Annotated in this window: 22 protein-coding genes and 4 pseudogenes; 18 read left to right on the top strand and 8 right to left on the bottom strand. The window is 55.6% G+C overall.

Going from position 1 to position 26773, the window contains the following annotated elements; translation table 11 throughout:
* The first annotated feature begins 7 nt into the window (after nt 1-7).
* From J0X15_RS01735 to J0X15_RS01725, 3 genes are read left to right on the top strand one after another with little or no spacing between them, the layout of a single operon-like run.
* Nucleotides 8-406, top strand: coding sequence for a 6-pyruvoyl trahydropterin synthase family protein (locus J0X15_RS01735; protein WP_206937736.1), 399 nt, complete (start codon nt 8-10; stop codon nt 404-406).
* Nucleotides 403-1473 carry a glycosyltransferase family 4 protein gene (locus J0X15_RS01730; RefSeq protein WP_209014992.1) on the top strand — a complete coding sequence of 357 codons (1071 nt, stop codon included), beginning with the start codon at nt 403-405 and terminating at the stop codon, nt 1471-1473. The genes J0X15_RS01735 and J0X15_RS01730 overlap by 4 nt, the downstream gene beginning before the upstream one ends.
* Entirely contained in the window at nt 1470-2291 is an 822-nt protein-coding gene (locus J0X15_RS01725) for a methyltransferase domain-containing protein (RefSeq protein ID WP_206937734.1), read from the top strand. Before J0X15_RS01730 ends, J0X15_RS01725 begins: the two co-directional genes overlap by 4 nt.
* Here the strand turns inward: J0X15_RS01725 and J0X15_RS01720 are convergent.
* The gene (locus J0X15_RS01720) at nt 2230-3060 is read right to left on the bottom strand and encodes a RibD family protein (protein WP_206937732.1); all 831 of its coding nucleotides are present in this window, start codon (nt 3058-3060) and stop codon (nt 2230-2232) included. The two genes, J0X15_RS01725 and J0X15_RS01720, sit on opposite strands and share 62 nt — an antisense overlap.
* Before the next feature lie 8 nt (nt 3061-3068).
* Complete coding sequence (locus tag J0X15_RS01715) at nt 3069-3590, bottom strand: cytochrome b (protein WP_206938274.1); 522 nt, start codon at nt 3588-3590, stop codon at nt 3069-3071.
* A 407-nt stretch (nt 3591-3997) separates the two neighbouring features.
* Between J0X15_RS01715 and J0X15_RS20395 the strand changes: the two are divergent.
* Nucleotides 3998-4113, top strand: a pseudogene (locus J0X15_RS20395) (IS3 family transposase); the annotation flags it as partial.
* Nucleotides 4114-4116: 3 nt separating this feature from the next.
* On the top strand, nt 4117-4326 hold the full coding sequence (locus tag J0X15_RS20390; RefSeq protein ID WP_206938273.1) for an integrase core domain-containing protein: 210 nt from the start codon (nt 4117-4119) through the stop codon (nt 4324-4326).
* Nucleotides 4327-4380: 54 nt separating this feature from the next.
* On the opposite strand, the pseudogene J0X15_RS01705 reads toward J0X15_RS20390, so the two are convergent.
* From J0X15_RS01705 to J0X15_RS01695, 3 genes and pseudogenes are all read right to left on the bottom strand, one after another.
* Nucleotides 4381-4852: pseudogene (locus tag J0X15_RS01705) on the bottom strand (DUF2269 family protein).
* A 673-nt stretch (nt 4853-5525) separates the two neighbouring features.
* Entirely contained in the window at nt 5526-6407 is an 882-nt protein-coding gene (locus tag J0X15_RS01700) for a MurR/RpiR family transcriptional regulator (protein ID WP_209015030.1), read from the bottom strand.
* A gap of 198 nt (nt 6408-6605) precedes the next feature.
* Nucleotides 6606-8801, bottom strand: a complete 2196-nt coding sequence (locus tag J0X15_RS01695) for a TonB-dependent siderophore receptor (RefSeq protein WP_206937728.1) — start codon at nt 8799-8801, stop codon at nt 6606-6608.
* A 372-nt stretch (nt 8802-9173) separates the two neighbouring features.
* On the opposite strand from J0X15_RS01695, the gene J0X15_RS01690 reads away from it, so the two are divergent.
* The 9 genes and pseudogenes from J0X15_RS01690 to J0X15_RS01650 form a co-directional block, all read left to right on the top strand.
* The gene (locus tag J0X15_RS01690) at nt 9174-10019 is read left to right on the top strand and encodes an ABC transporter ATP-binding protein (protein WP_206937726.1); all 846 of its coding nucleotides are present in this window, start codon (nt 9174-9176) and stop codon (nt 10017-10019) included.
* The gene (locus tag J0X15_RS01685; RefSeq protein WP_206937723.1) at nt 10016-11047 is read left to right on the top strand and encodes a FecCD family ABC transporter permease; all 1032 of its coding nucleotides are present in this window, start codon (nt 10016-10018) and stop codon (nt 11045-11047) included. Before J0X15_RS01690 ends, J0X15_RS01685 begins: the two co-directional genes overlap by 4 nt.
* Nucleotides 11044-12096: a FecCD family ABC transporter permease gene (locus tag J0X15_RS01680; RefSeq protein WP_231710237.1), complete on the top strand. Its 1053-nt coding sequence runs from the start codon at nt 11044-11046 to the stop codon at nt 12094-12096. Before J0X15_RS01685 ends, J0X15_RS01680 begins: the two co-directional genes overlap by 4 nt.
* Before the next feature lie 36 nt (nt 12097-12132).
* Nucleotides 12133-13098, top strand: a complete 966-nt coding sequence (locus tag J0X15_RS01675) for an ABC transporter substrate-binding protein (RefSeq protein ID WP_206937720.1) — start codon at nt 12133-12135, stop codon at nt 13096-13098.
* A gap of 29 nt (nt 13099-13127) precedes the next feature.
* On the top strand, nt 13128-14300 hold the full coding sequence (locus J0X15_RS01670) for a PepSY-associated TM helix domain-containing protein (protein ID WP_206937718.1): 1173 nt from the start codon (nt 13128-13130) through the stop codon (nt 14298-14300).
* 52 nt (nt 14301-14352) lie between these two features.
* Nucleotides 14353-15411, top strand: coding sequence for a PstS family phosphate ABC transporter substrate-binding protein (locus J0X15_RS01665; protein WP_331461860.1), 1059 nt, complete (start codon nt 14353-14355; stop codon nt 15409-15411).
* A 1-nt stretch (nt 15412) separates the two neighbouring features.
* Nucleotides 15413-16372 carry a PstS family phosphate ABC transporter substrate-binding protein gene (locus J0X15_RS01660; protein ID WP_206937712.1) on the top strand — a complete coding sequence of 320 codons (960 nt, stop codon included), beginning with the start codon at nt 15413-15415 and terminating at the stop codon, nt 16370-16372.
* 206 nt (nt 16373-16578) lie between these two features.
* A pseudogene (locus J0X15_RS01655) lies at nt 16579-17133 on the top strand (transposase); the annotation flags it as partial.
* 895 nt (nt 17134-18028) lie between these two features.
* Nucleotides 18029-18214 (top strand): annotated as a pseudogene (locus J0X15_RS01650) (IS3 family transposase); the annotation flags it as partial.
* 291 nt (nt 18215-18505) lie between these two features.
* On the opposite strand, the gene J0X15_RS01645 reads toward J0X15_RS01650, so the two are convergent.
* Both J0X15_RS01645 and J0X15_RS01640 read right to left on the bottom strand, forming a co-directional pair.
* Nucleotides 18506-19429, bottom strand: coding sequence for an Abi family protein (locus J0X15_RS01645; protein WP_206937710.1), 924 nt, complete (start codon nt 19427-19429; stop codon nt 18506-18508).
* A gap of 147 nt (nt 19430-19576) precedes the next feature.
* Entirely contained in the window at nt 19577-20278 is a 702-nt protein-coding gene (locus J0X15_RS01640) for an AbiJ-NTD4 domain-containing protein (protein ID WP_206937707.1), read from the bottom strand.
* A 1201-nt stretch (nt 20279-21479) separates the two neighbouring features.
* Here J0X15_RS01640 and J0X15_RS01635 point away from each other — a divergent pair.
* Nucleotides 21480-22271 (top strand): DUF5983 family protein, encoded by a 792-nt coding sequence (locus J0X15_RS01635; protein WP_206937705.1) that lies wholly within the window; start codon nt 21480-21482, stop codon nt 22269-22271.
* A 55-nt stretch (nt 22272-22326) separates the two neighbouring features.
* Nucleotides 22327-22737, top strand: coding sequence for a DUF5983 family protein (locus J0X15_RS01630; protein ID WP_206937702.1), 411 nt, complete (start codon nt 22327-22329; stop codon nt 22735-22737).
* 245 nt (nt 22738-22982) lie between these two features.
* On the opposite strand, the gene J0X15_RS01625 is transcribed toward J0X15_RS01630, so the two are convergent.
* Complete coding sequence (locus J0X15_RS01625; RefSeq protein ID WP_206937700.1) at nt 22983-23228, bottom strand: helix-turn-helix domain-containing protein; 246 nt, start codon at nt 23226-23228, stop codon at nt 22983-22985.
* An 86-nt stretch (nt 23229-23314) separates the two neighbouring features.
* Here J0X15_RS01625 and J0X15_RS01620 point away from each other — a divergent pair, with 86 nt between their 5' ends.
* Nucleotides 23315-24241, top strand: coding sequence for a hypothetical protein (locus J0X15_RS01620; protein ID WP_206937698.1), 927 nt, complete (start codon nt 23315-23317; stop codon nt 24239-24241).
* Nucleotides 24242-24416: 175 nt separating this feature from the next.
* Nucleotides 24417-26354, top strand: a complete 1938-nt coding sequence (locus J0X15_RS01615; RefSeq protein ID WP_206937696.1) for an AAA family ATPase — start codon at nt 24417-24419, stop codon at nt 26352-26354.
* Nucleotides 26355-26773 lie beyond the last annotated feature (419 nt).

Below are 26773 nucleotides of genomic sequence, written 5' to 3'. Positions count from 1 at the left end.
TTGACCGATGTTTGCAGTTGAAGTTCGCGATCACATCATGATCGCCCATAGTTTGCCCCGCCCGGTGTTCGGCCCCGCCCAGGGGATGCACGGTGCCACCTTTGTTGTCGATGCGGCCTTCTTTACAAAAGACGTCGATGAAGATGGTCTGGCAGTTGATATCGGTGCAGCCACAGAGTTGTTGTCGGCGGTGCTGGAGCCGTTGAAATACAAGAACCTCGATGAGGTTGATGTCTTCAATGGCAAGGTCACAACGACTGAGGTCGTGGCCAAACACATCTTTGATCAGCTCGCGGCAGGTGTTGCTGCGGAGCGCCTGGGGACAGGAAGTGCACGCGTCTGCAGGATCAAGGTCACACTGCAAGAATCTCATGCGGCGCGTGGATGGTACGAGGCTGATCTTTGACGGCTTCGCCCCGACGCAAGCTGACCTTCGCCTTTCCTGGTGCACTGGAGACGAAGACTGGCGGCTATGGCTATGACCGTCGTGTCATCGCTGGGCTGCTGGAATTGGGATGGGACGTCGAGTTGTTGCCGCTCGGAGCCGGATTTCCGTTTCCAGACGAGGAAAGTTTGACTGGAGCGGAACGATTGCTTTCTGCCTTGCCCGATGGCGCGTGCGTCCTCGTGGATGGGTTGGCTTTCGGGGTTCTAGATGTGTGGGCTGCGCGCGATGCGCAGCGCTTGCAGATTATCGCTCTGGTGCATCATCCCCTGGCGCTCGAAACCGGGCTGGACGGCAACCAGAGACGTCGCCTTGAGGCTCAGGAACACCGGGCGTTGTCCCAAGTCGCGGCGGTGATCGTGACGTCGCCTATGACGGCGCGAGAACTGACGGAAAATTATAGCGTTCCGGCCAGCTTGATCACGGTCGCCGTCCCGGGAACCAATCCGGCGCCGGCCGCACGCAACAGCAATGCGGTTCCGCGAATTCTGTCGATTGGATCACTGACTGCGCGCAAAGGGCATGATGTACTTCTGGCCGCCTTGAAGCAGATTGAGGATTTGCCTTGGTCGGCGACCATCGTTGGCAGCACGGCATTCGATCCGCACACCAGTGCGTATCTGCAGAGTCTGGTGGAAGAGCTGGGCTTGCAGCATCGGGTTGTTCTCACGGGCGAAGTGGAAGATGCGACAGCCTTGTTGGCGACAGCCGATATTTTCGCCCTGGCCAGTCGATATGAGGGCTACGGGATGGTCTTCGCGGAAGCCCTTGCTCACGGCCTGCCCATCGTCGCATGTCATGCCGGTGCGGTGCCGGACGTGGTGCCGGAAGACGCAGGTCTTCTCGTTGCTGTCGATGACGCGGGCGGTTTTGCCGGAGCGCTGCGCACCTTGCTGGGATCGCCCGAGATTCGCAGGTCCTATGCGGATGCCTCCCGCCGTCATGGGAGAGCCTTGCCGGGATGGGATGTCACTGCGCGCATTATAGCCGAGTGTCTTGAGGCTCAGTTTAAGCAGAGAAGATCATGAGTGGATTTGACAAGACCTGGCTGAGCTTAAGGGAGCCAGCCGATCGCGCCGCGCGAAATTCTGATCTGGTTCATAAGTTATGTAATCATCTGACCTCTCAAATTGGCGAGCGGCAATCCTGTACCGACAAAGTCACCTGGGTCGCAGATCTGGGGTGTGGAAGTGGGGCAACATGGCGTGCCTTGGCAAGCGATCTGCCTCAGGACAGCCATTGGCTGTTGATGGACAATGATGCGGCGCTACTGGTTGAGGCAGAAATGCGGATTGGCGCCAGAGGTCGGATCACGACGTGCCAACAGGACCTGAATGCGATCGAAGATGTTGACCTTTGCGACGTCTCTCTGGTGACGGCCTCGGCCTTTTTCGATCTGTGCTCGGAAGGCTTTTGCAGTCGGCTGATTGATCATATCCGACCGCAGGGTTGCGGGCTTTACGCCGCCCTGAACTACAACGGCATCATGGAGTGGTCCGTGCCGCATGAGCTTGATGCTGCAGTCGTCGACGATTTCAACCGGCATCAGCGCACGGACAAGGGGTTCGGTCCCGCACTCGGCCCGGCAGCTTCCGCGTTTTTGGCGGAAGGCCTGCGAGCGCGTGGCTATGAGGTTACGCTGGAAGACAGCCCCTGGACGCTTGATGCAGAACATGCCGAGTTGCAGTCGCGCTTTCTGGATGGCTTCCGGCAACCGCTTCTGGAAATAGGCACTTTGAGCGCCACGGAAATTGAACGCTGGCTGGCATTCAGAGTGGCGGCGATCAGTCGACCGGACAGCTCATGCGTGGTTGGTCATACAGATCTTTTGGCTCTGCACGACTGAGGCTGCCAGCTGAGATAGACGGGGCGAGAACACAGTCAAACAGCACATCTGTGCCAAGCGAATAGACCTGCGTTTCAGGCCGTCTGGCATCGCAGAGATGGGTGATCGGCGGCAGATGAATGCCTGCTGGCCCGGATCCGATGATGATCGGGGAAATGATCACATGCAGGCGGTTGATCAGGTCTTCATTTATGAAGCGGGCAATTGTTCGAGCCCCGCCTTCCACCAGAATGCTTTGCAACGAGCGCTGTCTGAGTTCCTTCAGGATGTGATGCGGGCTGAGGCCCGTTGCGCTGGGACGCAGGCGGATGACCTCCGCCTTTAAAGTCGGGTTTTGGGCAGCCTCGGTGCTTTGGAAGACGATGATCGGAGCGCCACCGTCGTGGAAGAGTCCTTCGCGGCCCGTGAGTTCTCCGCGACAATCGATGATAACGCGAACCGGCGAGCGGCCCTTGGCCAGTCGGACGGAAAGCTGCGGGTCGTCGGCTTCCACTGTTCCGTATCCGACGATGACGGCATCGACCAGTGCGCGGCAGCGGTGAAGATGGGCGAGGCCGTCAGCTCCGGAAATGTCGCGAGCATCGCCGGTCGGTGTTGCCACACGTCCATCAAGAGACTGCCCGACTTGTGCCATGACGAAGGGATGACCCGTGACCGCGATGGGGCCGTATAGCCTCTCCATCGATGACAGAGCAGGCGTAGGTTTTCCGTTGTGCTTTACAGCCAGTATTCGGTTCCAGGTGGTGTCGTCGATCTCAACGTGGCGCATCGTTGGTCCTAAAGCATCCGGAAAAGCGTGCCGTCGCGTTTGACAACGTGATGAAACAGGACAGCTGCAAAATGTAACCCGAAAAGTCCCAGAAGGATCCATGCGCTCCAGCCATGAATGCCGGAAAGGGTCCAGGCAATATCCGGAGACTTTCCAAGTGGGCTCCAGACTGTCACCAGACCGAACCACTTGAGCGGAAAGCCATGGGCGTTGGTGGCCAGAAATCCGCTGACCGGCATGACGATCAGAAAGACATACAGCAGTCCATGGACGGCATGGGCGGCCTTACGCTCCAGCGCGGAACCCTCAATCGGCGGGGCTCCGGCGACAAGCTTGCTGCCGACCCGCAGGAGCATCAGCCAGAGAACCAGAAACCCGAAACTCTCATGCAGCAGATAGAAATCGAGAGCGACATCTTTCTTGACGAAGCCGATCATGATGCCGAGTGGCCAGGTCGCGAAGACAAGAGCCGCGATCAGCCAATGAAGCACGCGCGACAGGGCGGGGTATTGCGACACCACAGGCTGCATATGCGGCTGGGCCTTCAGCTGCGCAGATGCCGCTGGTCTCGATTGCCATTCCTGGGCCAAATGCCGTCTCTCCCTCACTGAAAACAAATATCAAAATAGTCGGTCGGTGCATTGTTTCCACCGAGGCGGATCAAAATTTCTACGGAAACATAGCAGTGGCAGATCTCGCCGGATATGCCGCAGAGGCAGAAAGCTGCTGCCTTGCAAATAAACTGAAGGGAAACAACGTGCGACACGTAGAAACGATCTTCGGTAATCCTCTTTGAATTTAAAAGTAGCGCTTTCTCGGCAAGATGACTGAGGAAATTTGCATGAAGAACGAATTGCCGAAGAATGTGCTTGGAAGCACTTCATTTTGCTGCCAGTGGGGCGAGGACAATTGACTTGCACGCTGAGGCCGTCTCGAAAGCGAGGTGTGTTTTCGCTACAGCCCTGTTGAGCGATGAGAACGCGGAGATCGCTGATTGGCTGACACGCCTTGACCGCGAACAAGCGCAGCGGGGGCTTTGGGTTATGCTTTTTGTAGCTGCGCAACATCCTGCTTGTCTATTTCCAACCCGACAAACCGCAGCAGAATGCCAATGTTGAGCGTTGCAATCGCACCGGTCGCGGCGAATGGTCGGGGCAATACATCTTTGAAACCATCGAGGAGGCACAAGAGCAGGGACGGAATAGCTCTGAACTTAAAACAACAAGCAACCCAGCATGGCCATTTGCGAAATTACACTCGCAATAAAACTTGAACCCGCTTCTCCACCAGAAAAAGAGGCGGCAGGCGCGATAGGAGCCCTCACCAGCCGATGGCAGGCTTTGTGAGCATCAACCAAAAGATCACCAGAACTGCGGCTAAGGCTGGGAACCCGAAGGCAAACCACCATCGATAGAGGCGATGGTAGGCATCAGGTAGATCCTGGCCGGTATCCCTAGCGGTTCGCGCAAAGTTTCGCATGCATATTTGCATCCAAACCACGGGTAACCAGAACAGGCCAACAGCGATGTAGAGAGCAAGAGACAGCGCGACTCAACCTTCAAGGATGGCCAGCCAGCTTCGCGTGCGAGCATGAATCCGGTGATGGCTGAAACAGAGCCGCGGTCGCCGTGAGGACCGTGTCGGAGAGAACGACAATGCCGGAAACGTGCTTGATCAGAGCAGGGTCTCTCGTCCGTTTCGAAACAACCATGAAGAAGGCGATGCCCGCCCCCGTGCCGAGCTGGACCGTGGAGCCAATGACATGAAGGAAGAGAATAATATCGTAGGTCACCGGTCCTCAACCCCAACCAGACGATGAGGGCGAGCGCCGATGCGGAGGCCGCGGGCCGGCCGTGATCCAGGGGCGGGTCACCATGGACGCCGTTGCGTAGCACGGCGATCATTATAGATCGGAGCGGCGAACGCCAGCCCAGACGACCCGTGATATCCGTGGCGAATCCGGTGAGTGTGAGGATCGCGTCCGGCATGCGAAAGCACAAACGTGGCTGGGCAATTCCCTGCCAGTGGCGGACTTCGCAGATGAGTTCGGGAAGAGGTCGGGCTTCCTTCTCTGTGATATAGGCAATCGTGCCGGAGGTGGTCTCCCTGCGCGCGGCTGCAACGACGGTGCTGGCCAAATTTTCGATATAAACGGTCTGGACCAGGCTGTCTGGCAGAATGCCGGGTATGGCGGCCGCGCCGCGCAGGAGTTCCATGCCACCATTGGCCTCGGATGCGAACACTAGGCTCGGTCGCAGGTTTACCCAGCCGCAGATCGCGGCCGCAACATGTGCGTCGCCGCGGGCCTTGCTCCGGAAAAACTCCGTCGAGGCCTCTGGGGAGAACCTGGTCGCCGAAATCTGGATGAGGCGACGTTCGGGCGGAGCGGCGGCACAGAGCCGCGCGAGCACTGTCTCGCATTGTTGTTCCGCGATGCGGCTTTGCTCTGTGGCTTGGCGAGCAAGTTACTGGAATTTACGCGGTTTTTTTCGGATTGTGCTGTAGAAGCCATGGAGCCGCTCGAGTGATGCGTTTGATTTTTCCGCCGTCATTGCAGCCAATCCTAGAATAACGGCTTCTAAACACATCAACACTGTGCCGTGCTGTGGGACGCGGTCGGCCTCACCACGGGGAATTAGGATGACCACATCGGCATTATCGCGGAACGCTGCTTTGGGGGTTGCGGTCAGCAAAATGACCGGTACGCCGAGGCGCGAAGCCTCCTCGAGTGCGGTGACGCCTTCTCGATGGGAGTTGGCCTGTCCCATCATAATCAGGACATCGTCTTTCTCCATGGCGAGGAGTTGCTCGCCAAGTGCAATGCCGGTGCGATTGAGCACATAGGAGGGATAACCATTTCGGGTAAACAGCCTGGCGGCATAATCGGCGAGGATGCTTGAAGCGCCGATACCGAATACAGCGATTTTCCCAGCATTTTTCAAAATGGCGACAGCGTCCGCAATTGCCCGGCGGTTACTTGCCTCGCCGAGGCGGTTCGCGCTTTCAATGTGACTTTCGAGCACGTAATCAATGGTGGAGTCGAGGTCATCGCTCAGGACACGCGTGGTTACTGCCATCTTATCGGCTGACGACATCACACCTTCGACTGAATCCTTGAGCGTCAGCTTCAAATCCAGCAAGCCTTCAAACCCCAAAGCTTGAACGGCCCTGATAACGGTAGCGTCGGAGGTACCTGTCTGGGCGGCGATTTCCAACGCCGACAGATCCAGCGCGGCGCGCCGATTTTCATCGATATAAGTTAGAACCGTTTTCAGGCCGGGCGACAAACTGGCCAGTCGCGTCGCCATCCGTTGGCTGAAACGATCATTCTTCTTTGCTTTTTTCATGGCCTTCAAGATCGCTTTCCCGACTGTGTATGGGGCTTCAGTCCCGGGGCTTGGCATCAATTCCCAAACGCTTCGAACCGTCATCCGCAGGATGGATCGTAAGCAAAGACGGTGAAAAATATATTGGCGAAAATGCAACGGCCGCAAATCCTTCTGGATCTGCGGCCGCGGGCTGTACCTGCCGTATTGCGGTTGCTTTTAGAAATTCATGCTAACGCCCAAGGTCGCTTGGAATGGCTCGCCGATTGCGTTGCCGAGATTGTTGGAGGCGATGGAAGAGGTGTAGTAGGTCTGGTCGAACAGGTTCTTTAGATTGAGTTGGAAGGTTACAGGTTTTTCTGTCTGTACCGTATAAGAGGCGAAAGCATCCGCCACGATATAGCCCGGCAGATAATAGGCGTTGCTGTTCACACCCGGACGCTTGGAGCGCCCCCGAATGCCGCCGCCCACCTTAAGCGTATTCTCGCCCCAGACTTCACCAAAATCGTAGGCTAGATAAAGGGATCCTGTATGGCGGGCCACGTTCGCAGGCGTTTTGCCTGAATAGTCGACATCCTCGAGGATCGCCGCATCGGTGTAGCCGTAGCTTGCGATCAGGCTGAGGTTTTCGGTTAGCGATCCGGCAACATCGAACTCAAAGCCCCTGGAGCGGACGCGACCGGCGGTGCGGGCGTAGTTTACGCCTGCAATCGTCTCATTGTAGAGAACGTTCTCCTTGTCGATATTGTACAGCGCAGCGGTGGCCGTCAGGCCATTAAACAGCTCGAACTTCGTACCGACCTCATAAGAGATGCCGGTCTCGGGATCCAGCGCGCCGATATATTTCGCGATCGAGGATTGCGGCTTGTAGGACGTCGCCACATTGCCATAGAGAGACCATGTCGGCGTCGCCTTGAAGACAAGGCCTCCCCGCGGGGTCAACTGGCTGCCTTCCGCGTCCGTATTGACCTTGAACGGACGTCCACGCCCTGCATATTGCGAGTAATGCTGGAAGCTCAGGCCGCCGATCATGATCCACTGATCGTTGAGATGGAATGCATCCTGGGCATAACCGGTAACCGACTTCTGCTGGATGGTCTGGTCACTTGCCGATGCGACTACAGTGTCGCACTCGGGTAGCGTCCCGTAGACAGGATTGTAGATGTTGAAATCCTGAACCGTCGAACAACGCAGCATGTCAGTGCGCAGTAGATTGTAATCGCTGTAGTTCACGCCTAGCAGGACTTCGTTCTGGTAGCCGGCGATATCGATATCGCCGAGAATATCGGCGCGTGCTGAATGTTGCTTTTGTGTCGAGCCGTCTGTCGAATCCGCTCGCCGTTCCAGATCGCCCGTTGCCGGGTCGTAGGAAATGATCCGCGCCTGGTTATCGGAATAGACATCCTGGGAGAAATTGTAGGCGAAGCGCGCTTGCCAATTGTCGGAAATATCGTGCTCGATATTCAGGCTGACGAGATCGGATTGTCCCTTGGTTTTGGTGTATTGTTCGGTGAACTGAATTTCAGGATCGGTTGTTACAGCTTTGCCAGTGGTTAGGTCGAAGATGGTCCCGCGGTCAAAGGGAACCGCATAGTCGCGGTGCGTGTAGGACAGGTTGATCGTGGTGTCCTCACCATACCAGGCGACGGAAGGGGCCACTTGCCAGAGCTTGCTGTTGCCGTAGTTTCTCCAGGAATCGATATCTTCATAGGAACCGACCAACCGGTAAGCAAGGTTCGTTCCGGCGATTGGTCCTGTCACGTCGAACTCCGCGCCGCCACCGCCAAAACTGGAGGCTGAGGCGGAAACAGAACCGCCGAAGGTCTGCTGCGGCTTTTTCGTGATGACGTTGATGATGCCGCCGGGTTCCTGAATACCGTAAAGCGCCGAGGTCGGTCCTTTGAGGACTTCCACCCGATCCGTGGTTGCCGTGAAGCTTTTCGGCAGAACCGTGCGCAGGCCGTCGGTGAGTATCGAACCGTCACGATTGTTGCCGAAACCACGGCGGATAAATGCATCCTGAGTGCCAGCCAGGGTGTTGGTCTGAGTGATGCCGCTGACATTGTTCAGGACGTCATCCAAGGTTTTGAGGTCCTGGTCCACAATCACTTGATCGCTTACGACGTTGACGGCCTGGGGAATGTCGAGGATCGGCATGTTGGTGAGAGTTGCCGAACTGTTCGTCACCGGCTGATAGCCATCGGTCTCACTACCGTCCGCCCCCTGCACGGTAATCGTTCCCAGCAGCACGGTATCACCATTGTCTGGAGTGCTTATCGCTTGTTCTTGTTCTGATTTTTTATCCTTCTTTTCAATCGTTTGAGCGTAAGTTCCCGTGCTCAAGAAGGTGCCTGTCAGCAGAATGGACAGAAAGATTGGTCGAAAATCGCGGCCGATTTTTGGGGCTGCCGTCATGAGAGTGGTCCTGAGTTCAGATAGATACGCCGTAAAAAGATTATCCGGCGATCATTCAAACTTGAATGTAGTAGTCAACTTTTTGATTTTTCCGGTACCGATTTAACCCTGCGCTGTCGCGAGCTCAGGTGGCGATTTCTGGTATGAGGTCGAAATTGCGGCGATAAAAGACGGGTCGAGGGCTCTTTGGGTGCAGCTGTGAGGGGAGAGACAGAGGAGTGCGGCAGGCATACGCAAGAAAAATGATGTCGTCCAAACTTGACTACTACATTCAATAAATGAATGTAGCGGCGATGCTCGCCTGTATCCCAAGGCTTTGGAGCCTTCCAGGTGTGTCAGCATGATTTTCGATGCGTGGAGTGATGAAGGGCAATGTCAGACCCAGATGCTAACAGCGGGCGCAAGGCTGTTGATCGGGGAACGCAAGGCCTGCGTCTCGCGAAGGTTTGCGTCGACTATGGTGCGGAAAATATCCTGAAGCAGATCGATGCGATTGTTCCGGAAGGCCGGTTGATCGCTTTAGCCGGGCCCAATGGGTCCGGGAAATCGACGCTTTTGTCCGCGATGGCTCGCCTTTTGAAGCCGAATTCCGGGCAGGTTTGTCTCGATGGGAAGTCCATACACAGGATTTCGTCGCGAGAACTCGCCCGCAATCTTGGTATCCTGCCGCAAAACCCGCTGCTACCGGAAGCGATCACAGCCCTCGATCTTGTATCTCGCGGACGCTTTCCCCACCAAGGAGTATTGCGCCAGTGGACGCCGGGAGACGATCACGCGATAGAAGAGGCCATGCGCCTGACGGGTACGCTGGAATTTGCGGACAGACAGGTCGATCAACTCTCCGGCGGACAGCGACAAAGATGCTGGATCGCCATGGCGATCGCGCAGGAAACGCGGATCATGTTGTTGGATGAGCCGACCGCGTTCCTCGATCTGCGCTATCAGATAGAAATCCTCGACCTCCTGCATGACTTGAGCCGCAACCATGGCAGAACCATTGTCGTTGTATTGCACGATTTGAATTGCGTCATGAGCTATGCGGATACGATCTTCTTTTTGAAAAATGGCGCGTTGGCAGCAGATCCCGTCGAGCCGCGAAATTGTACGCCGGAGCTGGTCTCCGAAATTTTTGATATCGACGTGTTGGCTGCGGCTCATCCGCAATCTGACAGGCCGGTTTTTCTGCCGGTCAGCGGCAGGCAGGCGGGTGGCGCGTGAGTTCGGTTTCCGCGCCCGCTCAGTTTCACCGGCCTCGCGGCAAGGCACTTCCGGCGATGACGCTTGGGTTGTTCCTGCTTTTGGCGCTTGCTGTCATCCATCTTGGTATCGGTGCGCGCTTTGTCGGTCCGCAAACGGTGATAACAGCGTTGCTTTCCTATGATCCGACGAATTTCGATCACAAGATCGTCGTTGATCTGCGCTTGTTGCGGCTCCTATCGGCCATTGTATGCGGCGCGGCACTTGGGGTTGCCGGTGCGCTGCTTCAATCGGTGACGCGCAACCCCCTCGGGGAGCCGCATATTCTCGGGCTCAATGCCGGCGCGGCCCTGGCCGTCGTTCTCGCGACTGCGACAGGAAGCTCTTGGCTTGCGGAACCGCTGGGGAGGCCATTGATTGCCGCCGTCGGGGCGGCGGCATTGTTCGGCGTGGTTCTGGGCTTGGCATCGGCGGGAAAGAACGGCCTCACGCCGATGAAGGCGACGTTGTTCGGCGTTGCCTTCTCCGCATTCGCGTCGTCGTTGACGGCGGCAATTCTGATCCTTGATGAACAGACGCTCGATGACTTGAGGATTTGGCTGGCGGGCGATTTGGCGGGGCTTACCTATCTGGCGCTTGTTAATGCGGCCTATGTGGTCAGCGCGGGGTGTGCCGTCGCTCTGGTGCTGGCGCCGTATCTCAATGTACTTGCCCTCGGTGATGCGGTGGCGAAGGGCCTGGGCGTCAACGTCATGGCTGTGCGTGCTGCCAGCCTATTGGCAGCGGCCCTTTTCTGCGGGGCCGCCGTTTCCATCGCGGGGCCGATTGCTTTCATCGGTCTTGTCGTGCCGCATATGGTGCGACGCCTGGTCAGTGACGATCTGCGACTGTTGTTTCCGCTTTCGGCCATCGGCGGTGGCGTATTGCTGCTGGCGGCGGATATTGCTGCGCGAACAATCGTCGCACCACAGGAACTCGCGACTGGCTTGCTGACTGCGCTTGCCGGAGCGCCGGTCTTTATTTTCATTGCTGCTCGGAGATTCCGATGATGCGGCTGATGGAAAAACACGGCTACAGGATCCTGTCCTGCGGGCGCGTTTCTCTGCTCTTGCGGCCCTACACCGCAATTTTATGTTGCGTTCTTGCCGCCGCCGTTCTTGCGATTGCCATCGGAGCGCTTCCGGCGGGCAGCTACCATATACCATTGCCTGATGTCCTGAAGACGTTGTTACATCCGCAAACCGCGACAAACGACCAGCGCTACATCGTGTGGGATATTCGTCTGCCCCGCATCTTAATGGCCGTGTTGAGCGGCGCCATGCTCGGGCTGTCGGGAGCCGCCATGCAATCGATTACCCGAAACGGTCTTGCCGATCCGGGCCTTATCGGTGTGAAGGAGGGAGCGGGGGTGATGGTGCTGTCGCTGATCGTCTTTTTTCCCACCGTCGGAGTGGCGTGGCGACCGGTGGTGGGCATGGCCGGCGGCCTCGCCGTGGCGCTGCTTGTTGTTGCCATCGCTCGCGATATGGCTCGGGTGCGTTTCATTCTGATTGGTATCGGTGTTTCGTGGTTCTTTTCCGCAGCGATTTCGTTGTTCATGACCACGGCCAATATCCGAGATGTGCAGACGGCTCTTGTCTGGTTGACAGGCAGTCTTCACGCCTCGGTCTGGCCGTTGGTGCTTGTGGCCACGCTATGGAGCCTTGTGGGAAGCGCCATACTTTACACAACCGCACGAGCGTCCGATGTGGCGTTGTTAGGCGATCAGACCGCATGCGGGCTCGGCGTTCGGTTGAAAATTCTGAGCTTTGCGAGATTTGCAGGCCCTGTGTTGCTGACATCGGCCAGCGTGTCGTGTGTCGGCAATCTCGGGTTCGTCGGGCTGATAGCGCCACACATGGCGCGCTTCGCCATTGGTGGCAATCAAGTCGCACTGCTGACGTCCAGTGCGCTGATGGGTGCCGGCCTGGTGCTGATTGCTGACAGCGTTGGGCGCTTGGCCTTTGCTCCGTTGCAAATCCCGGCAGGCATCGTCATGGCGGTGCTCGGCGTGCCGTTCTTTCTCATGTTGTTGTGGCGACGCAGGCACCGTCTCTAGCGGGCCAGCTGCAATAAAAGATCGATGGAGACAATTATGCTGCACCCAGGTATCGCGGTTTCGACTGCGGCCCTCATCCTGTCACTGTGCCTTGGCGTTGCACAAGCGCAGGAAACCCGCAACTTCACAGATGATCTCGGTCGCACTGTGGCCGTGCCGGTTCATCCAAAGCGGATTGTGTCGCTGCATGATCTCGATATTACAATTCCCTTGATTGAACTGGGCGTGCCGCCGGTCGCAAGTCATGGCCGTACAGCGCTCGACGGACGGCACTTTTTGCGGTCGGGCGGTCTTTTGACCGGTTTCGATTTTGACAATTCCGATATCCGGTTTATCGGCTCGTCCAATATCGACATGGAGGCGGTGGTTGCTGCAAAGCCTGACCTGATCATTACGGAGCCGTCGCGCGATACACCTGTTGAGCAGTTGGAAAAGATCGCTCCGACTGTCAGCATCGATCACTTGATTGGCAGCGCGCCGCGTATCTACGCCAAACTAGCCGAATTGACCGGTACGGAAACACGTCTGGCGATCCTGGAGCGTCGCTACAAGGAACAACTGGATGGCCTCAAACGTGTGGTGAATACGAGGGACATTACTGTCTCTGTCATCCAGGCCAACAAGGGCAAGATTACCGTTCATCATACGTATCGGGCTCTTGGTCGGGTTTTGCGCGATGCTGGCTTTCACTTTCCGCAAATCATCGATGCCATACCTGATGGAGAGCGGATCAACGTCAGCGCTGAACGTTTGCCGGAACTCGATGCGGATTTCGTTTTTGACACATTCCGTTCTGATTCAGGAGGCGGGCCGGCCGACGAAATTGCTGCGATGGAAAAGGTGATGCCCGGCTATTGCGCTTTTTTGAAAGCCTGCCGCGAAGGGCGCTATATCATTCTTGCGCGTGAGGAAACGATCTCGAATTCCTTTGCTGCGTTGGCGCTAATGGTCTCCCAGGTGCAGTCGCATATTTCTGGTAGACCGTTGCCTGAACGCAAGTAGCCGCGGCCGCTGCGATGCTACGCATAGTCATGAAGCAATCGCCGGGTCGGCGTCCATTCAAGGAGCGCCTCCAGCTGCGCCGGGCCTTGTTCCGGCTGCACGGACTTCTTGGTCTCAGCGCCGGGCTGGTTCTGGCTCTTATGGGGCTGAGCGGCGCGATGATGAGCTTCGAAGATGAAATCATGGCGGCGCTTAGCCCACAAGCCCGGGTTGCCGTCTCCACGCGCGCACTGTTGGCGCCCGACGCATTGCTCGCCAGAGTGCACGAGCAAAGGCCGCAGGAACTGATTACGGCACTCAAAATAGAAAGTGATCGTGAGCGCGCGTATACCGTCACTCTCAAGCGTCGCCCCGCGGATGGCGGTCGCAATCCGCGGATCTATCTCGATCCCTATACCGGGAAGCTTCTTGGTGAATCTACAGGAGCGGGGGTCTTTGCGCGCGTTCGCTCCTTTCATCGCTATTTGACGCTTTCTGGCGCCAAGAGCGAGATTGGCCGCCACGTCACGGGCGTTTCCGCCATCTGTCTGATTTTCTTTGCGCTATCCGGTCTTTACTTGAGATGGCCCAAGCACCCATTCGATTGGCGTTCCTGGCTGTGCATCGACTTGTCCTTGCGCGGGGGATCCCTTTATCGCGCGCTGCATAGGGGAATGGGTGGGATGGTATTGCTATTTTATCTAAGCAGCGCACTGACTGGGCTTTGGTGGTCATACGATTGGTACCGTCAAGGCATGGTGAGCCTCCTGGCGCCTCAAGCGGCAGATGCTCTCTCCGATAAGAGCAGGCCGAGAACTATGCCCGTGGCACGGGCCAGAACCTTAAATACTGCATCTGTCGACACTGTGTGGACCACTGTCGCCGCGCGCTATGGCGCGCGACTGGATAGCGTGGAGATCCTGTTGCCGCGCGGCGACGGGCCGGCCCGAGCCCGGGTCTTGCCGAAGGATGCGTCGCATGATCGTGCTTTTGATGAATTGAGGATCTATCCACGATCCGGCGTGCTCGTCGGGAAAACGCTCTATGCGGATTTGCCGGCGGGGCCTTGGATTCTGGCCAATATGGATCCAATCCATACGGGCGCGGTATTTGGTCTAACCTCGCGTGTGCTGGTGTTTCTGGCCAGTTTGTGTTTGCCGCTGTTCACCCTCACCGGCCTGCTGCTTTTCGTGAGGCGTCGTCGCGCCAAATCGATGCGTTGACGGCATGGCTCTTCGATCTCTCCCAGGTTCCCCGCCCCGGCTTTGAAAGGATATGAATTTGAATCACCAAAATGACACTGGAAGTTCGTCCGCGGGGATAGAAGTCGCTGGCACTGAGACCTGGGTGCCGCGGAAAACAGATCCATTGCTCAAGCCTTATGAGCCGTGCACTTTCGAGGTGCCGCACGATGCTGCTTGGATGACGTGTGACGGCAGGGCACGTATTTCGGGTTCAGAGCACGGCCGTTGGATTATCGAACGTGCGTGTGCCGCCTTTTGCGAGATCCATCCTCAGATTGCGTTCGATATCGACTTGCGCGGAACGCCTTCGGCTATGGCTTTCTTGATGAATGGTCAGGCGATGTTCAGCGTCATGGGGCGCGAGATCACTCCAGTGGAAACTGTGCCTTATACCAAGCTGATCGGAGCGCCGGCGATGGCTGTTCGAGTAGCACATACAGCGGAGGAGACGTCGCAGCATCTGGCAACTTCCCTTGCTGTTTATGTTCACCGTGATAATCCGCTCGAACGGCTGGACCGGACGCAGATTTCGAAGATCTTTTCTATTGGCAATCCGAGTGGCGATTATTCACGTTGGAGCCAGCTCGGGTTGCATGGCCAATGGAGCAATCGGCTGATCCACCCGATCGGCACGCCGGAGTTCACAGGTTTCGGCACTTATATGCAGGCACACCTTCTAAATGGTCGGCCACTCAGTCCGCTTTATGAGCACTATGTCGGAACGGGGGCTGTGCTTGGCCGTCTCGCGCAGGATCGTGCGGGGGTCGCGGTTGCCGCTCTGGGATGTGAAACCGCCGATATTCGGCAGGTTCCTGTTTCCATGAACCCGCAAGCGCCCACGTCGCTCGGCAGCACCGGTGATGTGCGGAGCAATAGCTATCTCTTTGGTCGGTTTCTCTATTTTTACGTGCCGCAGAAACCGAGCATGCCGCTTGACCCGGTGCTGCGTGAATATTTGCGTTTCGTCCTGTCGGCCGAGGGGCAGGCAATCATCGCGGCACAGCCAGGCGGCTATATCCCACTGTCGCAAGAGGAGGCCGCGGTGGAACGCGCCAAGCTTGATCGAGTTCTTGTTCAGGAAGGTAACTGATATGATATTGAGCGCAACTGTGGCACCGTCCCATCTGCCGCGTTCCACGGATCCCATCACGTTGAAGCGTGAAATTGCCATTGTCGGCAATGATGGCATGGAGCCTTTGGTCCGTGCGTTGTGCGAACGGTACCTGCAGATCCACCCTGACACCCGGTTTGACTTAACGCTGCGTGGCTCGTCGACTGCCATTCGCGCGCTAGCTTGTGACGCAGCCCGGGTTGCACCGATGTCGCGTGCCCCCTGGGCAGGCGAGTTGGCGGCCTTTCGCTCTGCCAAGGGCTACGCGCCAACTGGTATTCATATCGGGTACACCGGACACGGCCCACGAGCCGGCGCTAAAACGCCTCCTTCCCTTTATGTTCACAAGACGAACCCGCTGGGGGGGCTTGCAATGGCAGAGGTGGCAGGGATCTTCTCGTCCGGATCGCCGGGTGGCGATATCAATTTCTGGCATCAGCTGGGATTGGCAGGAGAATGGGCCGATCGGCGTATTCATCTTTATGGTTTGCGCGATGACGGCAAATATGCATCTGCTTTCAAAGATGCACATCTGTCGGGTCAGGCTTACGCGTTGCATTATGAAGCCCTCGCCGATCGTCGCGCGGTTATTGAAGCGGTGGCGAAGGACCCTTTCGGGATCGGTTGTGTCGGCTGGTTCGACGCGGCAAGTGTCTCGAAGGAAGTTCGGGTGCTTCCTCTCTCTCGTGAACGCGGCGGACAGACACATACGCCGGCGCTTGAGAGCGTTCGTGCAGGCGTATATCCGCTTTCAGCCTTTACAAGCCTCTATTTCGATCTTGCACCGAACACGCAACTTCAGGGAGATCTGAAGGATTATCTCCGGCTTGCCTTGTCGGATGAGGGGCAGGCGATGGTCGCGGCCATGACGGATACTGCGGAAGGCTATGTGCCGTTATCGCCTGAAGATCTGGCGCAGGAGCGTCGCAAGCTGGAATGAAGTGGTCCCGGTTTTCCGAACAGGTCAGCGGCTAAGTTAAGCTGTATCCGGTTTCGTTGTCATGCCGCCAGTTTCAGGTTTCTGCCGGTGCAATATGCGTCCTTTGGAGTTTTGTGCTCAAGGGCAGGATGAGATCGTTCGTGACCTGCTCCCCAGAAAGTTCGTCGTTTTGAGGTTAGTCTGGTCCCAATTGAAGGATACAGACGATGAAGCGATCCAGGTTCACTGAAGAACAGATCATCGGCATTTTGAAAGAGCATCAGGCGGGCGTTTCGGCCGCCGAGCTTTGCCGCAAGCATGGCGTCAGCGATGCGACTTTTTACAAGTGGCGCTCGAAGTACGGCGGCATGGAGGTTTCTGAATTCCGCGTGTCTATCGGTATCAGTCTATGCCACCCGATGATGCTGACCTACGCGAGAGGCTCAGAGCACTGGCCTCGGAGCTCAGGCGCTTTGGCTATCGCCGGCTGCACATTCTGCTGAAGCGTGAAGGCGTCGAGGCCAACTGGAAGAAGATCTACCGGATTTACCGGGAAGAGCGTCTGACGGTGCGCAAGCGTGGCGGCCGGAAACGGGCTTTGGGAACACGAGCGCCGATGGCAGTGCCGCAAGCCGCCAATCAGCGTTGGTCCCTCGACTTCGTCTCCGATGCCCTGATCGATGGGCGCAGGTTCCGGATCCGGTGTGTCATTGACGACTTCAGTCGTGGCGCGTGAACTGGACGGGACCGAGTTCACATCAAACGCCATGCTCAAGTGGCAGCTGGATGAAAGTTCAGTGGCAGGTCAACCTTTCAATGAAGCGGCGTACCTTCTTGCTCTCTTCTACGATCGCTTGGAGCTCGGCAATCTTGTCGCTTTGAACCTGATCGGTGTCTATCGAGGCGTTCTCAAGGAAGTTGTCGAGCGTTCCAATCAGGTCGTCAAGCGCATCGGCGAAGGCAGTCGACTCCACCCGGTCGGTTTCTGAATGCGCATTGCGACGGGATCGTACACGCTGTTGTCGTTCGGCGGTACTCATAGCCATCCCACGGTGAAGTGGTTTTCTGCCGGGCTTCTTTTTCGTCACAGGATATTTTGCCAATCCGATCTCCTTTTCGTGAGTCACGAAATAGGGTGACCGCATTTTTGCGCGAGGTCGATCCCGAAAAGCGTCTTCCCATTTTTCGGGCGGTATCGCGGTTTCAAGGAACCACCGAACCGGGTACTAAAGGACTCGTTTGGTCGGTACAGAGTCGGTACAAATCGCGAAGTCGGCAAAGTCTGAGACGCTACGCAGGTCGCCGTAGTCGATAACTATCTGATTTTTTAGGGGAATTTGGTAGCGGAGGAGGGACTCGAACCCCCATTCCTGATAACCTATTGACTTTTCATCGATAAAAGTCGGCGTGTATCACTGTCTCACATGTCCGTGGGTACACGTTTTTTGTGCGGTATGCAATAATCCTCATGATCGCAAGATGCCAAGGGCCGGGTCGTGGGGCTTGAGCGTTGTTCATCGCACAGTGATCAACAGAGCTGATAGGGGCGGTTAGAATTAAGTGCCGCTTACTGCGAAAATAGCTCGTTGGACAGGTTCAAATTCCGCTCCCGCAACTAACGAAACCTGAAAGCGCCCGAACGAGCGCTTTTTTGATTCTAGTTCCGCGTTCACGCGCTCCGTTAGCCGACGCGGCAACTGCCATGACAATGCTTTGGCTGAGAGTTTCTTCAACCTGCTCAAGCGCGAGAGAATACGGCGACGGACCTAACGAACTCGGGACGAAGCACGTCAGGACATATTCGACTAGATCGAGTTGTTCTACAATCCAACACGCAAGCACGCCCGGAACGGCATGCTGTGACCCGTCGACTTCGAGAACAGACACCAATCATGAACTGAAAGGTGTCTACGAAATATGGGGCTATTCAGGCCAATGATAATTGAGGCTTTCCTGTATCCAACGTGCAATAAATCCTTTCAGGTTCGATCGGCCATCAAAAGGCGACCGAAGCTGCCTCTTTGAAGTCATGTTCGACAAGTCGATCACATCGAACGCGATGGCTTTGCCTGTCTTCGCTCGTTGGGTTTTGGGAGACTTGAAGGAGGGGTAATGTCGAAAGAAGGCTTCTTGGTATCGTATCAGCCATGTCGATCAAAGCTTCCAGGTTGGCCTATCACGCCAGTCGTCGGGGAAACCCATCGACGTCCTGTCTTGATCCTCGATATCCTCAATAAGGGCGCGCAGGCGAGCGAGGTAGGTGCTGTCGGTCGCCTGCGAATGAAGAAGCTGCAACAAAACAACGATGACGTTGTAGATCCTGTTGTCGGGTTGCCGTTGCCCTTGATCGTCAGCGATTACCAGATCGCCTCGATATCGCTTGATGTATGGCAACCGTTTCACCAGCTTGCGATTCCATAAACGACCATGATGAGCGCAGATATTCCTGACGTAGGCGAGTGCCTGTAGGGTGCCTTCAAGAGTTTCACGCGTTGGCAGGCCGATATCCCGAGCAACCGCAGACTTGATCGCGTTGTCCTTGGTAGCCTGAACCCATTTGGAAAGCTCGCCCATCGTCATCAATTCTGTCGATGCCCAAAGCGGCGGGGAGAACGGCTCCGTGTATTTGCCACGATAATGTTGGATGAAAGTTTCCTCGGATTTCTCGACGGCACGCGCCAGTCGGACAAGCTGTTCGGCGTGGTTGGTTGCTCCTGAGAACAGATTGTGATCCAGATGGGCGTGCGATCCATAAGCGTGCGACATGCGATAGGTCCAGCGGGACCGGACATGGATTTCTATCCGCTCTATCGCCTCAAGGAGCAGAACCCGCAGGCGACGGTCGAAGACATAAAGGTCGTGGATTTTTGTGAAGGTCGTGTCGGGCTTGAACTTTTTACTTCGTGTCTGGCCTTCGACGGGTGGCTCTTCAAATGGGAGCCAATAGGCGCTCATACGATAGTATCCGACACCTTCCAACCATCTCTTAGCGGCATCGATGTCATCGACCTGCATCCCGCGCTCTAGGATCAGATTGAGTTGTTCGTCAATTGATGTAGCGGCCTTCGAAAATCGCACGCGGCCTCTCAGAAAAAAGTAACCCCCCGGTATTGAGCTCGGTCCGAAGACCGGTCGCCTGGGGGGTGTTGTTAATTTGGAAGATAGTCCGCCTAGGTTAAGAGTTCAATAACTTTTCCGAAGGTCGTCAAAAATACCACCTTGGATTTAAATGGCGGTGTCGTCTCGACGACGAAGCAAATCAACGCTAACAGCGCTTGCAACCGTCACAACGAGCTCGGCCTCTTCGAATGCCGGATCCCGTCCTTCCTGAATATGCCGTCCCTGTTCAGAGGCGAATCCCCAAAGTTTATGGAGAGCGCCGTCCATTGGTGCTGGCAGCTCAAGCCGCTTAATGATTTGGCCGAGCGTATCGTTGCTTCCATCGACTTCACGGGCAACGCATTCGAGCGCGGCCATTGCGTGCTGGACGGCTCCGGTAATATCCGCCTTCGGACGGCGGGAGATATCACGAAGAGCCTCATGGATCTCATTGGCGGCGGTAGGTGCTCCGGATCTCGCCATCACTTCTGTCGCGTGGTCTGTTGCCATGGCAAAAGCCTTAGAACCGCGGGCGATGAGAATGCCTTCTTTCATCTCCCAGCCAACGCCTTGCTCGCGAAAGAGCTGGTTCAGTTGCTCTTGAAACCGTTGCCGCTTATCACCGTCTTGGTCAGGCTCCCCGATACTCTGATACAGTCGTTCTGCAAAATCGTAGACCTTATACCAAGGGGCGGCATCAATCAGCCCTGATACCTCGTGCTCAACATTGCCGGGCGACCAATTGTTAGGATCCGGACGTTTGAGCAATGCGGCACAAAGAAGACCTCGCATCCCAATTGGCCCTAAGTCGGCGTCATATCCAAGCATCTAGATCCCATCGCGGACGGCTTCGGGAGCGCCTTCGCGAACTTTTATCGGGGCATCAGGATCGCGATAGCCAAAGCGTTCAGAAAAAGATCGGTTGGGTTTGTCCATGATTCGCGCCTGACTTATGCCTCGAGTTAAAGCCTCAACGAGCATTACGTCTAGCCTTTCCATTCTGGATTGTCATCCAACCTGGCGGCTTCTCCGCCAAGTTCGATATCGGCAACCTGTAAGGATCCTTTACAGGTTCAATCTCGATTATTTCCCGCGAGATGCCGATGGGCCGACAGACGACCGCGGATTTCCGATGGATCAACGTCGGATTGAATAGCCCCGCGTTCTGTAGACACCTCCTTGCCTCAACTCCAGGGGCTATTCACAAGTCATCGCTAGATGAAAGTTCAGCGGCAGGTCAGCACCTTGCTAAGGATGGGCAGGTGAGGGAGACGGGACTAAATCGGAGAGAGCATTCATAAGCCGGAGCGACCTGCATTGGCTGCTGAGATGTTTGACCGCCCATTGAACGGTGAGGTTATCTAAGCCTAGGCCGCTTCCGTCAGGCTTGTCGTTTTCCAGAATCGCAGAATTGACTATGAGTTTCCCTGCCTAAGGACCTTAGTGCGCGCGACATCTGGTTTTTGATTATAGCAGCTAGCTTTAAGCCCCTGGATTACCAATTGAGAGAAACTGAGCTTCGAAAATGTTAAAAAGCTAGCGATTGATTTGCAGGTCAATCGCCTTGCTTTTAATCGATTTTCGAACACTTGCGAGCAACGCAGCTCAATTCAGATCAAGTTACGGTCTTTCGATTCCGTTCTCCAGCAATTCGATTCAGGCCGTCACGGTATGACGCATGATATCGCTACAGACCCTCACGCAGATGATTCACGCCAAAACGCCTTGACGAGGATGGGTGAGAGGAGAGGGCCATAGTGTACTCCACCAAGCGTTGCATCTGACCGGCACTGAATAGATCAGATTCTCTGTAGCCATGTCCTCGAACCGGCCTCGAGCGACGAGGTCGGTGAAAAGCTCAAAAATAATTCGAGTGGCAAAGTGAGTGAATATCAAAGTGCGTCAACAAATTTTGTAAGCCGCTCTAATAATTATAGTTTTTCGCCATTGCGCCGAAGAAATTTCCGAACAAGCCTGAATATGCGGAGTGCAAATCGCGCTCACAGATCAGCAGAGAGCGGAAATTCATATGAGAAAGCTTACTCGCGCGGCCCAGTGCCGTCGATCCGCAGCGGCTTCACGCCAGCGTGCATACCGCGCGCGTCAAAAGATCAATCGTAGGCCAACCACTGAAGACATCGCCATTGTCTATTTGCATTTTGTTGTAACCGAGGGCACCAGCGACGAAGCCAAACGCAATTTTGAGATCCTGTCAGAACGTATTCTGAAGAAGCTCGTCGCGCTCGGGTTTAATCCAGTTGCCAGTCGAATGGCGTTTGACGATCTTGTCGAGCGATACGAAAACGGCGAAGCACTAACCCGCGGGCCAAACAATCTGAGCGGTGGTGTGGACATCAGCAGTTATCTGCCAAATTTATCGATGTCCCCCCATTACTCAATATCACGGCGTGATGTTCAGAAACACGGTTTTGATGTGCAGGCGCTTGTTGTTGAAGAAACCCAAAGATCCGATAATCGGCGACAGTTGAACCTGTCGACTGCCCATGTTGCGCCAATGGATCTAGAGCTCCTGTTAGAAGAAGCCGTCTTCGGCAAAGCCTTTCACGTGAGCGCCAAAGAGACAGCGTTCGTCATTCCCACGAATGCGCAAGAGCTCTTTTCGGAGGAGCAGATCCGGCAGCGCCTTGACGAAGGGTACTCGGAGGCTTTCTGCGAGGTACTGCTTTTTGCCGGCGATATGGGTGTCGAAGCCGTTGCTCTTGCTGCTGATGGCGGTATCTGCCCGGACTTGTCTTGTTATGCGGGTACTGAGGTGTCGGTATCGAAGCCATTCGACCGTTTGCGCCGACTTGTTGGCTGACACTAACGTTTCAGATCGGCGGACCTCTCCAGCTGTTTGATAAAGGAAGACATTAATGCCCGTTGTTTCGATGTTCGATACTGCCTTTTGCCATATCAAAATGAGCGATTATCATCTCCTCCAAGACATGGCTCACGACGTTTTTGACGGCAAAGAGACGTCGTTTCGGGTTCATGCGACCGAACATACCATTGTCATTTACATGGTGTGGGCCTGGCCATGGGGAGATGATCCAGATACGCAGCAAAGAGGGTGGATTAAGGAACGGCTCGCGGAAGGTTTTTCGCGCGAATTCTGCGAACTTGTTCTCGCTGCGGCTGAACGCGAGTGCTGGATCCTGCAGCTAGATCAGGATGCCGAGGAGGATGAGGGCTTCACGACTTTTGACGGTGACGACGCCCTGTTTTCTTGTGCACCGCTCCGCTTGGAGCGGCTGCTGAGCGAAGGTCGCATACGAGGTGCGTAACCTACCGCAAGCTTGGGCTACATCAGTATTCGCGGATTGTGGTTAAGAGGAAGGTCCGACGCGAGGTCAGTAAGTGGTTCAAAGGGAAACCAACGCTTATTAGGGGATATGCAAACCGTCGTCTCCGGTCTAGTCGCTTGAGAAGCAAAATTGAGTGGCTGAATCAACAAAGCTTAACCCGAGCGACCGCAATACTCGGCGCAGGCAACCCAGAACGTAAAGCGTTGTCTCTCCGGTAACCGGGTTTAGTCGCTCGCCGAGTTTTCCTGACTTTCTCTCAACCCAATTCCTTTTGCCCCTTCCATGAGGAACGTAATCCCGGCGTCTTCAAAAGCCCGCTGTAGATCACGCAGGGTACGGTCGTGCGGAACTGTTTTTTCCAGCTCGAATCCAGCTATCGCTCTCTTGGACACCTGAGACCTTCTGGCAAGCTCATCTTGTGACCAAGATAGCCAAGCTCGGGTAGCGCGACATTGCTTTGCATTTATCATTAGTTAACCATAATTGATGAATCAGATTGCATGTGTGCATTAAAAGTGCGCTTTTGGTTCTCGTCATCTAACGATAAGGATCACTCATGCATAACCACAATTCCATTTCTAGCGTATCAGCCACATGTGCTAGCGCCCAAAGCACTTATACACCTGAAACCACACATCTCCCCGTGGAGCTCCGCGAAGCGGTTGATGCCGCGTTGCAGGAGTGCTTTGACAAGATCTACTGTTCGGACGAGCTATTGGGAAACAAGCTCACGCAATTGAGAGGACCACTCGACAGCCTGTCCAAGCGCCACGGTCTGCTGCTGGAAGATGCCATTGCGCACGCATTTGCCGCTGCCGGAGACCGCTACGAAGTGTCGACTCAGGTCTCGTTGGTTGTTTCCAAGGAAGCTATGGCGCTGGTTGAGAGCAACCAAATCGACAAGCTTGACGATCTGAATCTTCCAGTCGGCGGCTCTCATGGAAAGCGCGTGATTATCGACATTTTGGCCTTTGATCATACTACCGGTGACTTGCATGTTATTTCCGTCAAACGAGGAGGCGGTGCACAAGGCGGACAGGCGGCGCGAGATGCGCGTAAGGATCTCACCGCAGCCGGTCTCATGCTGAAGAACCTAATGCTACGAAAAGGTCTTCCCGTGCTTTCCGTCAAGAAGGTGCTCATCGATTGGTATGGACGTTCCGGAATTGTTGCCCGAAAGACCGTCACGCGTGAAACGGTAGACGCTTATTTTGGGCTTCCGATCGCCGAAACTGTCGAGGTGATGTCCGCTTATATGAAGTCCGGCATCGCAGAGCGTATGGTGCCGCGCCTTCTGGCGGCAATCGGCAATAACTGCCGCCAGGCGGACACCGATGGACAGGTTGAGAACACTGGCTCTCTTCCCGAAGTCAGAGCTGAGGCTTCTGCTGAAACCGCCGATGTACGGCCTTCACTTGCCGAGTGTTTGTCGGTTCTTCCGCTTCGGCGTCAAGGCCGTCAGATGCAAAGCGTCGGCGCCTAAGCTGAGGAGCTCGCGGCTAAAAGCCGCTATTCTGGGCGTGACGAATGTTTCTAGTTTGAGAACGCTGGAATGATCAAACGGCCTGACGCCGGACGAAACTCGGTAGGCCAATAGCCCAAAATATTTTGAACCATTTAATCCCGCCTGGAGATCCTTCAGCGGGAGCAGGAGAGTTATGTCCAACGTCCTACGCTGCTATTTCCGGCAGAAAAAGCCAAGTTTCAATCAGTTTCTTACGCACTGCATCGTTCGCCGTGCTTTGCGTAAAGTGCCAGAGATGAAGCTGTCCTTCCCGCCCGTGGTCGGTATCGTTTCTGGTCAGAAAGCATCTGTCGATGAAATTGATGAGGCTCTTACACTTCTACGTCTCCCTGACCTGAGAGGGCTAAGAGACCGGTTCTCTAATGCCGTCACAGTCGTCCTTGAGTGTGAGCCGGTAGGGGCCGGAAGGTACAGACAGCGTGAACGCACCGATGATAGTTTTTTAGTGGCTCTCCAAGGCAAGAAGGCGATCTTTGCAGTTGCGAAGGCAGAAGAAGATCTTCCTGATCTCCTCCGTAAGATCGCTGATGCGATTATTTATCTGGAAGGTCCGACACCACGGCAAATCCAAGCCGCTTTTGATTACTGTGTCGGCATAGACATCAGTATTCAAGAAGCCGAGCACTTGACGAGCTACAGTCTGTTAGACCTGTCCTTGGCTGCTTCTCGAGGCAAGTCTTGGAGAAGGGTTCTGGACGCTATCTCCTCAGACGACTCCAAGTGCAATCGCAGTCAGTCTGGTGACATGTTCTCGCTTGAAAGCCTTGCAGGTCTTGGCGAAGCTGGAGACTGGGGCAGAGAGCTTGCGGCTGATCTTAAAGATTGGAGCGCTGGAGAGCTGCCATGGTCGGAGGTGAATCGCGGAGTACTCGTCGCCGGACCTCCGGGGACAGGCAAGACAACGTATGCCAAGGCGCTTGCTCGCAGCTGCGGCATAGAGCTTGTAGCCACCTCACTTGCTCAATGGCAGGCGGCGGGTCATTTGGGGGACCTTCTGAAAGCCATGCGACGAACATTTTCCGACGCACGAAAAAAAGCGCCGTGCATTCTGTTTCTCGATGAATTCGATTCTGTCGGTGATCGCGGGACCGTCCGTGGAGATAATGCTCTTTACGTCGTAGAGAAAATCAACGGACTGCTTGAGTGCCTCGACGGTGTTGAGGGCCGGGAAGGCATCGTTGTCATTGCCGCGTGCAATCACCCAGAGCTTATCGACCCCGCTTTCCTGAGACCGGGACGTTTGGAACAGACAATCTACATCCCGCTGCCCGACCGTTCGGCGTGCGAGCAGATTTTGCGTTGGCATTTGAAGGGTGCGCTGGCGGACGATTGCCTGTCTGACATCGCTGGCCGTCTAGAAGGATTTTCGGGAGCGGACATCGAAAAGTTTGTGCGTGATGCCCGCCGGGCAGCTCGTAAGGAAAAAAGGCACCTTAAATTTGGTGACCTTGCCTCCAGACTTCCCAAACAATTTGCATTCAGACAGGAAGACCTACGGCGAATTGCTGTCCACGAAGCAGGACATGCCATCCTGCAAGCCAAGGTCGGAGATGGCGAAATTGTGCGGCTCCGGATTGAACCAAAGCTTTCAGAATCTAAAGCGCGGCGTGAGGCTGGAGCTCTGGAGGTGTTGAGCTCGACGTTGAAGGCTCGGACACGCAGTGACTATGAGGCACAGCTGATGGTGCATCTGGCGGGTCTTGCTGCCGAAGAGTTGATCTTAGGTGAAATCGCTGACGGGGGTGGTGGATCCATAGGGTCCGATCTGGCTTCAGCTACGAAGGTCGCGACCGAGATGGAAGCCAGCTTCGGTTTTGGAGGCAACCTTTTGCACCTGGTTTCGAGTGGGTCCCGACAAGTTCGTGAAATCCTGCTCACGGATCACGCCCTGCGCCGACGGGTCGAGAATACGCTGGTAACGGCTTACGAAGATGCACGCGCGGTTCTGGAGGAGAACGTATCTGCACATCACGCGCTCGCCGACGCCCTGATGCAAAAACACAAACTTGAGGGTAGGGAGGTGCTGGAGATTATTTCCGCGAACGGCCAAGACCTTCAGAAGGCGGTGTGAATGCAAAGTTCCTTGCATCAGTTTAGCCTCGGCAGAGTAAAAACCTCTTATAGACCGCTGGTCGGCCACTTGGACAAATAAATCCAGGTGCTAGGCAGGTTCCGAATGGTACGTTATGAGAAACCCGGGCGGGGAAGGCTTCGGTTCAAAACAATTCGGATAGAGTGCCCAATTGCGACTGGGTTCCGTCGTATGTTCTTCGCCAAGCGAGTAACCTCTTTGCGTTCCCAATCTGGTCATTGCTCGCATCCTAGTCGCCTCCCAGGAGCGGACATCGGCTAGCATCGTTCACGACCAAAGCCAATCGTTGCTGTGCCGCCAGGTTAATATTGGTGGGACTTTGTTTGATCCAATCCGACACCAAGGGACATCATCGAACACCATCGCCTTTTCTAAGTGGGCTTCACCCGCGCAAACTC

Source organism: Roseibium limicola (genome assembly GCF_017313085.1).
GTDB lineage: Bacteria > Pseudomonadota > Alphaproteobacteria > Rhizobiales > Stappiaceae > Roseibium > Roseibium limicola.
This window is presented reverse-complemented; position numbering and strand designations above follow the sequence as displayed.

Excerpts from the sequence above, each read along its gene's own strand:
- J0X15_RS01630 (WP_206937702.1), top strand. The coding sequence starts at position 22,327 with ATGCCCGTTGTTTCGATGTTCGATACTGCCTTTTGCCATATCAAAATG.
- J0X15_RS01735 (WP_206937736.1), top strand. The coding sequence starts at position 8 with ATGTTTGCAGTTGAAGTTCGCGATCACATCATGATCGCCCATAGTTTG.
- J0X15_RS01675 (WP_206937720.1), top strand. The coding sequence starts at position 12,133 with ATGCTGCACCCAGGTATCGCGGTTTCGACTGCGGCCCTCATCCTGTCA.
- J0X15_RS01635 (WP_206937705.1), top strand. The coding sequence starts at position 21,480 with ATGAGAAAGCTTACTCGCGCGGCCCAGTGCCGTCGATCCGCAGCGGCT.
- J0X15_RS01615 (WP_206937696.1), top strand. The coding sequence starts at position 24,417 with ATGTCCAACGTCCTACGCTGCTATTTCCGGCAGAAAAAGCCAAGTTTC.
- J0X15_RS01725 (WP_206937734.1), top strand. The coding sequence starts at position 1,470 with ATGAGTGGATTTGACAAGACCTGGCTGAGCTTAAGGGAGCCAGCCGAT.
- J0X15_RS01625 (WP_206937700.1), bottom strand. The coding sequence starts at position 23,228 with ATGATAAATGCAAAGCAATGTCGCGCTACCCGAGCTTGGCTATCTTGG.
- J0X15_RS01665 (WP_331461860.1), top strand. The coding sequence starts at position 14,353 with ATGAATTTGAATCACCAAAATGACACTGGAAGTTCGTCCGCGGGGATA.
- J0X15_RS01690 (WP_206937726.1), top strand. The coding sequence starts at position 9,174 with ATGTCAGACCCAGATGCTAACAGCGGGCGCAAGGCTGTTGATCGGGGA.
- J0X15_RS01700 (WP_209015030.1), bottom strand. The coding sequence starts at position 6,407 with ATGAAAAAAGCAAAGAAGAATGATCGTTTCAGCCAACGGATGGCGACG.
- J0X15_RS01715 (WP_206938274.1), bottom strand. The coding sequence starts at position 3,590 with ATGCAGCCTGTGGTGTCGCAATACCCCGCCCTGTCGCGCGTGCTTCAT.
- J0X15_RS01720 (WP_206937732.1), bottom strand. The coding sequence starts at position 3,060 with ATGCGCCACGTTGAGATCGACGACACCACCTGGAACCGAATACTGGCT.
- J0X15_RS01695 (WP_206937728.1), bottom strand. The coding sequence starts at position 8,801 with ATGACGGCAGCCCCAAAAATCGGCCGCGATTTTCGACCAATCTTTCTG.
- J0X15_RS01620 (WP_206937698.1), top strand. The coding sequence starts at position 23,315 with ATGCATAACCACAATTCCATTTCTAGCGTATCAGCCACATGTGCTAGC.
- J0X15_RS01660 (WP_206937712.1), top strand. The coding sequence starts at position 15,413 with ATGATATTGAGCGCAACTGTGGCACCGTCCCATCTGCCGCGTTCCACG.
- J0X15_RS01670 (WP_206937718.1), top strand. The coding sequence starts at position 13,128 with ATGAAGCAATCGCCGGGTCGGCGTCCATTCAAGGAGCGCCTCCAGCTG.
- J0X15_RS01680 (WP_231710237.1), top strand. The coding sequence starts at position 11,044 with ATGATGCGGCTGATGGAAAAACACGGCTACAGGATCCTGTCCTGCGGG.
- J0X15_RS01640 (WP_206937707.1), bottom strand. The coding sequence starts at position 20,278 with ATGCTTGGATATGACGCCGACTTAGGGCCAATTGGGATGCGAGGTCTT.